The following is a 10,175-nucleotide window of genomic DNA, read 5'->3' as shown; positions in this document are numbered from 1 at the left end:
GCCCGCTCATCACGCCAAAAGACCCCTGCTCGTCGTTGCAAATGCTCGCCATAGCCCTGGCTATGGCTGCGCTTTGCGCCTAGATCAGGCGCCTTTTGACGCGCTGCTCGGGCATGCTCGAAAAACTCTCAGCCTCTAAGGTCGTCCAGGCCATCACGATTACAAAAGTCACAGAACCGTTCACGTGAAAACCCTCCGCCTTCAACTTCGCTTTCTTATTCCCCTTCTGCTGACATTGGTAGCAGCCGCCTACCTGGCGTTGCCTCTGATGGATCAGCTCACGCTCAGGTGGTTCGCGCGGGACTTGAACACCCGGGGTGAACTCGTCGCCAACACGCTGTCCGACCCGATCGGCGAATCGCTGGCGCAAGACAACCGCAAGCGGCTGCAGTCGCTGATCGACCGGGCCATCCAGGATGAGCGCATGGTGGCCATCGGGCTGTGCACGCCCGATGGGACCATGCTTGTGCGCACGGCACAGTTTCCAAAGACACTGACTTGCGGCAGCGCCAATCTGATGGCGCAGCAGCCCGATCCGCGCTTGCGCATCGAAGGCGGACCGGTGCATGTCGGCATCCACCCGGTAACGACTGAAACCGGGCGCATCGCGGACCTCGTGCTGCTGCATGACCTGAGCTTCGTCGACCGCCGCAGCCTCGACACCCGTCGCTACTTGATCATCCTCATCTCCTGCCTGGGCCTCGCCATGGCGCTCATCACGATGGTGGTGGCTCAGTTGAGCTGGCGCGGCTGGGTGTCGGGCGTGCGTGCCATCATGCGCGGCGAGGGCTTGCTGAGCCCGATGCTGGGGCCGACCAATGGCAACTCGCAGCCGCCGCCGGAACTGCAGCCCTTCGCAGCAGACCTGCGTGCCCGGCTGCGCGACCTGGAGGACGAATACCGCCGTGCCCAGGGCCCTGAGGCCGAATGGAATCCGGAGAAGCTTCGCAACTTGCTGCATACCCGGCTGCGAGGTGATCAGGTGATCGTGGTGTCCAACCGCGAGCCCTACATCCACGAGATGGAGGGCGACCATATCGTCGTCAAGCGCCCCGCGAGCGGGCTGGTGACGGCCGTCGAGCCGGTGATGCGCGCCTGCTCGGGCACATGGATCGCGCACGGCAGCGGAAACGCCGATCGCAAGGCGGTCGATTCGCACGACCGAGTGCGAGTGCCGCCGGGCCAGGAGGACTACACGCTCAAGCGCCTGTGGCTCACGGCCGAGGAAGAGAAGGGCTACTACTACGGCTTCGCCAATGAAGGTCTGTGGCCGCTGTGCCACGTGGCCCACGTGCGGCCGGTATTCCGCGAAAGCGACTGGCAGGCCTACCGCGAAGTGAACCAGCGGTTCGCGGATGCGGTGGTGGCCGAGTCGCGCAGTGAAGACCCGATCGTGCTGGTGCAGGACTACCACTTTGCGCTGCTGCCTGCGATGATTCGCGCCAGGCTTCCGCGCGCGACCATCCTGACCTTCTGGCACATCCCATGGCCCAACCCCGAATCCTTTGGCATATGCCCATGGCGCCGCGAATTGCTGCAGGGCATGCTGGGCAGCACCATCCTTGGTTTTCACACGCGCTACCACTGCAAGAACTTCCTGGAGACTGTGGATCGCTACCTCGAGGCGCGCATCGAGCATGAGCATTCGACGATCTCGTTTCAGCAGGACACGACCTTGATTGCCGACTATCCGATCTCCATCGAATGGCCCAACGAGGAAGTGGTGGCGTCGTGGCCATCCATCGAGGCATGCCGCAGGAGATTGTTCGATCGGCTGAACCTCGGACCCGACCACAAGGTCGCCGTGGGCGTCGACCGCTTCGACTACACCAAGGGCATTCTCGAGCGGCTGCATGCGGTGGAGCGCATGCTGGAGAAGTACCCCGAATGGATCGGGCGATTCACCTTCGTGCAGGTGGCGGCGCCGTCGCGCAGTTCGCTGGAGGAATACAAGTCTTTCCAGGACCGCATCCACAACGTCACGGTGCGCATCAACGAGCGCTTCGGCCGGGCGGGCTACGCACCTGTGCATCTGCTCGCGCAGCATTTCGGACACGACGCCGTCAACCAGCTGTACCGCGGCGCCGACGTGTGCGTGGTGACGAGCCTGCACGACGGCATGAATCTCGTGTGCAAGGAATTCGTGGCGGCGCGCGACGACCAGCAGGGCGTGCTCATCCTGAGCCGCTTCGCCGGGGCGGCGCGCGAAATGCCCGAGGCCTTGATCGTCAATCCGTACCACGTCGAAGAGACGGCGGACGCCTTGCTGCGCGCCATCACCATGCCGGCGGCGGAGCAGCACGAGCGCATGGCAAGCCTGCGCATGACGGTGCGCGAATTCAACGTCTACCGATGGGCTGGCCGCATGCTGGCCGATGCGGGCCGCACGCGCTTGCGCGAGCGGATCGAAGCACGTGTTCAACGACACCAGGACTCTCACATCGATGCGGCACCTCTTCTCACCCGAGGGTGATCAGGCCCTGGACGCCGTGATGCGGTTGTCGCCGCTGTTGGCGTTCGATTTCGATGGAACGCTCGCGCCGATCGTGGCTCTGCCGCACGAGGCGAGGGTTCCTGCTGCGGTGTCGCAAGCACTTGCGCATTTGGGCGCGCGCTGGCCGGTGGCGATCATCACCGGCCGCAGCGTGGCGGACGTGGAACCCCGGCTCGGTTTCCATCCGCGGTACATCATCGGAAACCACGGCGCGGAGGATCCCGAACTCGGACCGCCGTCATCGGCGTCCCAGGCGCTCGACTCGATCCGGCATCGCATCGAGGCTCGATCCGAGGTTCTGCGTCGAAGCGGCATCGTTGTCGAGGACAAGCAGTACTCGCTCGCTTTGCACTACCGCCTCACGCATGACCCCGGCGCGGCGCTGGTGTGCATCGAGGAATTGCTTCAGGGGGTGGAGCCGGCGGTGAAGCGCTTCGGCGGGAAGTGCGTGGTGAACGTGATGGCGACCGGGCTGCCCGACAAAGGTGATGCGCTCGCGTCGCTGGTGCAGCGCGAACAAGCGGGCGGGGCGGTTTTCGTCGGTGACGATGTCAACGACGAGGCGGTCTTCATGCGCGCCACACCGCACTGGCTCACGATCAAGATCGGGCGGGAAGATCCGCTGTCGCGCGCGATGTTCTTCTTGGACAGCGACGCGGAACTGGTGGAGGTTCTTGAGCGAATGCAGGCGCTGGCGGGGACTTGAGGATTTGGCCAGAAACAATCCGGGCCAAATCCTGACTCTTCCTGGTCGCGCCTTGCATCGAATCCGGCATTCACCGAAGTGACATGGGTTCGTATCCCGCGTTGAATCGATCCGGCTTGAATTCACGCCGAATTCCCTTACATCGAAGGAATCGAGAGGATTAACCATGCGACTTGACAAACTCACGACCAAGTTCCAAGAAGCCCTGGCCGATGCCCAAAGCCTGGCCGTCACGCGCGACAACCCCTACATCGAGCCGGTGCATTTGCTCGCCGCGATGCTGGCCCAGCCCGATGGTCCGAAGGCATTGCTCGAACGTGCCGGGGTGAACACCGCGAAGCTGCAAGCCACGCTCGAACGAGAAATCAACAAGCTGCCCCAGGTGCAAGGCGGCGAACAGGTTCAGGCCAGCCGGGAACTCGGAGCCTTGCTGCAGGCCGCGGAAAAAGAAGCCTCAAAGCGAAGTGACCAGTTCATCGCGAGCGAGATGTTTCTGTTGGCCGCAGCCGATAGCAAGACGCTCGGGCCCCTGGTCAAGGAACACGGCCTGAGTCGCAAGGCCCTGGAAGCCGCCATCGACGCGGTGCGCGGCGGACACAAGGTTGACAGCGCCGAAGCTGAAGGCCAGCGCGAGGCTTTGAAGAAATACACGCTCGACCTCACCGAGCGAGCCAGAAAAGGCAAGCTCGACCCGGTGATTGGCCGTGACGACGAAATCCGCCGTGCTATCCAGGTGCTGCAGCGTCGCACCAAGAACAACCCGGTGCTGATCGGCGAGCCTGGCGTGGGCAAGACGGCCATCGTCGAAGGCCTGGCCCAGCGAATCGTCGCGGGCGAAGTGCCCGACTCGCTCAAGAGCAAGCGCGTGCTGGTGCTCGACATGGCCCTGCTGCTTGCAGGCGCAAAATTCCGTGGAGAGTTCGAGGAGCGCCTCAAGTCCGTGCTGAAGGAAGTCGCGCAGGACGAAGGCCAGACCATCGTCTTCATCGACGAGATCCACACGATGGTGGGCGCCGGCAAGGCCGAGGGCGCCATCGACGCGGGCAACATGCTGAAGCCGGCCTTGGCGCGCGGCGAACTGCATTGCATCGGCGCGACCACGCTTGATGAATACCGCAAGTACATTGAAAAAGACGCGGCGCTGGAACGCCGCTTCCAGAAGATCCTCGTGGGCGAGCCCACTGTGGAGGCGACCATCGCCATCCTGCGCGGCCTGCAGGAAAAATATGAGGTTCACCACGGTGTAGAGATCACCGACCCGGCCATCGTAGCCGCGGCAGAGCTGAGCCATCGCTACATCACCGATCGCTTCCTGCCCGACAAGGCCATCGACTTGATCGACGAAGCGGCAGCCAAGGTCAAGATCGAGATCGACTCGAAGCCGGAGGCGATCGACAAGCTCGACCGCCGCTTGATCCAGTTGAAGATTGAGCGTGAAGCGGTCAAGCGCGAGAAGGACGAGGCGTCGAAGAAGCGGCTCGGCCTGATCGAGGTGGAAATCGAGCGACTGAACCGCGAGATTGCCGACCTGGAAGAGATATGGAAGGCCGAGAAGGCCGCGGCGCAAGGATCTGCTCACGTGAAGGAGGAGATCGACCGCATTCGCACGCAGATCGAGGAATTCAAGCGCAAAGGCGACTTCAACAAGGTGGCAGAGCTGCAATACGGCAAGCTGCCCGAACTCGAGCGTACGCTGAAAGAAGCGCAAGCCAAGGAAGCGAAGAAGGGAGCCGAGCCGGGCCGTCCCCAGCTGCTGCGCACGATGGTGGGCGCTGAAGAAATCGCCGAAGTCGTGGCGCGCGCCACGGGCATTCCGGTGTCCAAGCTGATGCAGGGCGAGCGCGAGAAGCTGCTGCAGATGGAAGCAAAGCTCCACGAGCGAGTGGTGGGGCAGGACGAAGCCATCACCGCGGTGGCGAATGCGATTCGCCGCTCACGTTCGGGCATTGCAGACCCGAATCGTCCGACGGGGTCGTTCCTGTTCCTGGGCCCCACCGGCGTGGGCAAGACGGAGCTGTGCAAGGCCTTGGCGGGCTTCTTGTTCGACAGCGAAGACCACATGATCCGCGTCGACATGAGCGAGTACATGGAAAAGCATTCGGTGAGCCGCCTGATCGGTGCGCCGCCGGGGTATGTAGGCTACGACGAAGGCGGCTATCTGACCGAGTCCGTGCGCCGAAAGCCTTACAGCGTGCTGCTTCTTGATGAAGTCGAGAAGGCACATCCGGATGTGTTCAATGTCCTGCTGCAGGTATTGGACGATGGCCGACTGACCGATGGTCAAGGCCGCACGGTCGACTTCAAGAACACGGTGATCGTGATGACGTCCAATCTCGGGTCGCACGAAATCATGCGGCTGGCGGGCCAAGACAGCGAGACGATCCGAGATGCGGTGTGGGTCGAGGTGAAGCAGCACTTCCGTCCGGAGTTCCTGAACCGCATCGACGAGACGGTGGTCTTCCACGCGCTCGACGCGAAGAACATCGAGGCCATCGCGAAGATCCAGTTGAAGGTGCTGGAGTCGCGCCTGGAAAAGATGGAAATGAAGCTCGACGTGTCGCCGTCGGCGCTGGCCCAACTGGCGAAGGCGGGGTTCGATCCGGTCTTTGGTGCGCGGCCCTTGAAGCGGGCCATTCAACAGCACGTCGAGAACCCGGTGGCAAAGCTGATCCTCGAAGGGAAGTTCGCGCCGAAGGATGTGATTCCGGTGGGTATCGAAGCGGGCGAGTTTGTCTTCCGGCGAACTGTCCACTGAGAGGCTGAGAGTATTTCGATCATGCCCGCTCATCACGTCAAAGACCCCTGCTCGTCGTTGCAAATGCTCGCCATAGCCCGGGCTATGGCTGCGCTTTGCGCCTAGATCAGGTGCCTCTTGACGCGCTGCTCGGGCACGCTCGAAAAACTCTCAGCCTCTGATCGCCCGGCGGATTTCAGCTGCTGGGCGCTTCGAACAGTGCATCCATCCGCATGATTTGCAGCCTCGCCAGCGTGAGGTTGGCATGGGTCTTGTCGAGCACTGCGTGCATGGCGAGGCCGGGATGCTTGGGCACTGCGCGCAGCACCAAGTGATGCGCGCCCAACGTGATGGCTGCTTCAGGCAATGCATGACCCAGGCCCAAGGTGCGGCTGGTGGTCAGCATGGCCGCCAGCAAGTCCGAGCCGTGCGTTGCCAGATCTTCCGGCCCCGGACTTGCGCCCGCGTGCCTGAGGTCGTTGCCGGTGGCGACTTCGAAAATACACACGCTCACCATGCCGGTGAGTTCGCTCAACTGCTGCACGTAGCGGCTCAGAGGGTCGAGTGATGCGGCATCGCGTGAACTCTGGCTGGGCACGGGCGGCATGGGCCTCAACGGCAGTGGAGCACTTGACCGATGCCCGGTTTCTTGCGCAGAACGTTGCAAGGCCCCTTGCGCCATGGGCGGAGCGAACGACGACTGCCGTGTCGCAGCCAATCCTTTCGGCTGCGCGCCATAGCCCGCGGCTGGCGGCGATCCGGATGCCGGCGATGCGCCCGAGCGCATCTCCTGCCGCAGGCGGCCCCAAGTGCTGCTGATGAAATTCCACGCGTCTGCAGGCCTTGTCACATGCGGCGTGGTGCGCACATTGACGCCGGTGCCGCGCCCGAGCTCCATGCCCTGCGTCACCAGCGCGTTGGCAGGGGACAGGGGCAGGAGCAGCAGATTCCGATTGGGCCATGGCCCGGTGATCATGTCGTCGTGCAGCGGCTTGAAGATGCCGGTGATCGAATGGCCCGGCACGTCGCCGACGAGGATCACGCTGAGCGTACTGAAGCCAAGCAGGGTGCGCGCAAGTGCATGGCGCGAGGTGGTGTCGGCATCGGCTTCGGTCGAGTAGACGCGCAGTGCCTTGCCTTCGGCGGTAGGCAGTTCGACGAACTCAAGCGTGGCGAGTGTGTTGCCGTGGCCCTGTCGACGGATTACCAGCTTCTGCACTGCGCCCTTGCTCGCTGCGGCGATGCCTGCGAGCAGCTTGCGCGACGAATGCGTGGCCACGTCGTGGATGGCGATGAACTCGGGGTGGAGATGCTCGAACTGCTGCTGCATCGCGGGCCCCGCGTCGCAGGTGACGAACAGTTCGCGCAGGTGATCGCCGACGAGGCGGCCGACGTCTTTTTGCTCGGCCTCCAGGTACGCGTCTTCATCGCGCACGATCTGCGTTTGCGCTCGCGTGGATTGCCAGGCTTCAGGCTCTTTGGCGGCCTGCTCGTCTGGCGGTTGGGAGGCAGTCCAGGCGGAGCCTCCGGGATTGGGAAGGTTCATGGTTCGATTCCCTGCCAGAGAAGATGCGCTTCTGTCTTGGGCAGTGTAGGTGAGCAGGCCCCTCGCGGAGGCCGCAAATTTCATGATTCCACAGCCCGGTCAGGGCGACCATCCCACGATGTTGGGATGGAGTTGCGCCGATGGAGCATGTTGCGTGGCCCATACTTTCCAATCGCAGACGGCCACCAGTGTCGCGTCAAGCCACAGGTGTCGGCTGCTCGCTTGCTCTCGAAGCGCATTGCGGCGTTGCGCCTCCTCGCCATAGCGACGGCTATGACTCGTCGGCGCGCCTTGCACTGCGCTGCGACAGCGGCGCGAATCAACCGACACTTGTGGCTTGACGCGACACTAGAATGCTCCGTCCCATCACCTCCTATCGCCGACCAAAGGTTTCTTGACTTGAAGCCAATACATCGGCTTGCGCGCCCATGATCCAAGCTGTTGCAACCAGTACCGCACCGGTGGTGATCGTGGGGGCCGGCTTGGCCGGGCTCACCGTTGCGCTTCACGTTGCGGAGCACCGCCCGGTCGTCGTGCTTGCAAAACGTGACCTGGAAGAGGGCGCCACAGCGTGGGCACAGGGGGGCATCGTCGGCGTGCTGGGCAGCGACGATAGCATTGAATCCCATGTGCGCGACACGCAAGACGCGGGCGCCGGGCTGGTGGACGAACAAACGGCGCGGTTCATCGCCGAACACAGCGCGGACGCGATCGAATGGCTGGTCAAGAGTGGCGTGCCGTTTTCGCCGGACCCTGAAGGCCCGCTGGGCCTTCATCTCACACGCGAAGGCGGCCATGCTGTGAGGCGCATTGCACATGCTGCCGATGCGACCGGCAAGGCCATTCACCATGCCCTGCTCGAACGCGTGCGCAACCACCCGAACATCGAGCTTCGCGAGCGCTGGATGGCGCTGGACGTGATCACCTCGCGCCATCTCAAACGAGAAGAAACGCCGCACTGCTACGGCATCTACGCGCTCGACATCGACCACCAGCGCGTCGAGACGCTGGCGGCCTCGGCGGTGGTGATGGCGACCGGCGGTGTCGGCAAGGTCTACCGCTACACCAGCAACCCCGACACGGCCACGGGCGACGGCATCGCGATGGCATGGCGGGCCGGATGCCGCATCGGGAACATGGAGTTCATCCAGTTTCACCCGACTTGTCTATACCACCCGCAGGAACGCAGCTTCCTGATCACAGAGGCGCTGCGGGGCGAAGGTGCCTTGCTGAAGCTGCCCGACGGCACGCGCTTCATGGCGGCGCACGACGAGCGGCTCGAACTTGCACCGCGCGACATCGTGGCCCGCGCCATCGACTTCGAGATGAAGAAGCACGGCCTTGACTATGTGGAGCTCGACGCGACGCACCTGGGTGAGCCCTTCTTGCAGGAGCACTTCCCCACGATCTATGCGCGCTGCATGAAGCTCGGCATTGACATCGCGCGACAGCCGATTCCCGTGGTGCCGGCTGCACACTACACCTGCGGCGGCATCGTGACCGATCTGCTGGGACGCTCCGACCTGCCGGGGTTGTATGCGGTGGGCGAGACGACCTACACCGGGCTGCACGGCGCCAATCGGCTCGCGAGCAATTCGCTGCTCGAATGCGTGGTGCTCGGACGCACCTGCGCAAGCGACATCCTCGAGCGACGCACGGTTCAAACACCTGCACTGCCGATGTGGGACGAAAGCCAGGTCGAGAACGCTGACGAACAGGTGGTCATCGCGCACAACTGGGATGAACTGCGTCTTTTGATGTGGAACTACGTGGGCATCGTTCGCACGACCAAGCGGCTGGAGCGAGCCCTGCATCGCATCAAGCTGCTGAAGAGCGAGATCGATGACTACTACGCGAACTTCCGCGTCAACCGCGACCTGCTTGAGCTTCGCAACCTCGTCGATTGCGCTGAGCTGATCGTGCGGTCGGCGCTGATGCGCCATGAAAGCCGCGGTCTGCACTACAGCCGGGACTTTCCTCACACGCTGCCGGTGAGTTTTCCGACGGTGCTGCTGCGCGCGCATCGCAAAGGCAAGAAGCCCAAGGCCTACAGCCTGAGCGGTTGACCTGGGTCAGATCCTCCACCACCATGTTGGGGATGCAAGTAAGCTGAGTGCAGTCCAACATCGCACCATGTGGTAACTCACTGGCCGGCTGCGAGAGGTAGCGATGAAAGTCAGCATGACGAAGAAGCCTTCATCTTGTACCTCACAGCACCCTGATCGGACTGGGCACGAACGTTGGTTTGCCCTACAAGGGCACTGCGCCCGATCTTGGCGCATTTGAGCGCCCTTGATCCGTGGGCAAGTGGACGATGTCTGCTGCGCATGAGTGGGCGATGTTGGGTGAGTCGGTCTCGCCGACCAACCAGCGCGAGAAGTGACGAAAGCCATTGCTGCTCGGCTGGCCGAATTTCCGCGGGACTTTGACCTGGCGCAGCGAACTCGTGTGGAAGACCCGCGAAGTTGAGCTCACGCGCGCTTCGCAATCAAGGTCGTCAGTTCGCTTTCCCGACGGTTCCCAGCGCTGCGTGGCGACAGAATTCCTGCACTGCTGTGTGGAGCACTGCATTCACCGACGCGAACCAAACGCTCAAAGGGGCAAATGATGTTGGGAAAGACCAGGGCCGACCACGGAGTGAACGAAAGGGAAGCGCGATGGGGGGCATCACAAGATGATTCACACCAAGGCGTTC

Annotated in this window: 5 protein-coding genes; 4 read left to right on the top strand and 1 reads right to left on the bottom strand. The window is 63.0% G+C overall.

Translation table 11 applies throughout. The features are described 5' to 3' along the window. The first annotated feature begins 184 nt into the window (after window positions 1-184). The 3 genes from AC30NL_RS18165 to clpB all read left to right on the top strand — a co-directional run bounded on the left by AC30NL_RS18165 (window position 185) and on the right by clpB (window position 5,955). Window positions 185-2,473 carry an alpha,alpha-trehalose-phosphate synthase (UDP-forming) gene (locus tag AC30NL_RS18165; RefSeq protein ID WP_489465392.1) on the top strand — a complete coding sequence of 763 codons (2,289 nt, stop codon included), beginning with the start codon at window positions 185-187 and terminating at the stop codon, window positions 2,471-2,473. Beyond that, the gene (gene otsB / locus AC30NL_RS18160; RefSeq protein ID WP_489465391.1) at window positions 2,445-3,200 is read left to right on the top strand and encodes a trehalose-phosphatase; all 756 of its coding nucleotides are present in this window, start codon (window positions 2,445-2,447) and stop codon (window positions 3,198-3,200) included. Before AC30NL_RS18165 ends, otsB begins: the two co-directional genes overlap by 29 nt. Window positions 3,201-3,366: 166 nt before the next feature. Continuing rightward, window positions 3,367-5,955: an ATP-dependent chaperone ClpB gene (gene clpB, locus AC30NL_RS18155; protein WP_489465390.1), complete on the top strand. Its 2,589-nt coding sequence runs from the start codon at window positions 3,367-3,369 to the stop codon at window positions 5,953-5,955. A gap of 175 nt (window positions 5,956-6,130) precedes the next feature. Here clpB and AC30NL_RS18150 read toward each other — a convergent pair whose 3' ends face one another. Further along, window positions 6,131-7,480, bottom strand: coding sequence for a hypothetical protein (locus tag AC30NL_RS18150; RefSeq protein WP_489465389.1), 1,350 nt, complete (start codon window positions 7,478-7,480; stop codon window positions 6,131-6,133). 428 nt (window positions 7,481-7,908) lie between these two features. Between AC30NL_RS18150 and nadB the strand changes: the two genes are divergently transcribed. After that, on the top strand, window positions 7,909-9,546 hold the full coding sequence (nadB, locus tag AC30NL_RS18145; RefSeq protein ID WP_489465388.1) for an L-aspartate oxidase: 1,638 nt from the start codon (window positions 7,909-7,911) through the stop codon (window positions 9,544-9,546). The last annotated feature ends 629 nt before the right edge of the window (window positions 9,547-10,175 follow it).

Source organism: Rhizobacter sp. (assembly GCA_021153565.1).
Taxonomy (GTDB): domain Bacteria; phylum Pseudomonadota; class Gammaproteobacteria; order Burkholderiales; family Burkholderiaceae_C; genus Albitalea.
The sequence above is the reverse complement of the archived record's forward strand: the minus strand, read 5'-3'. Positions and strand labels throughout refer to the sequence as shown.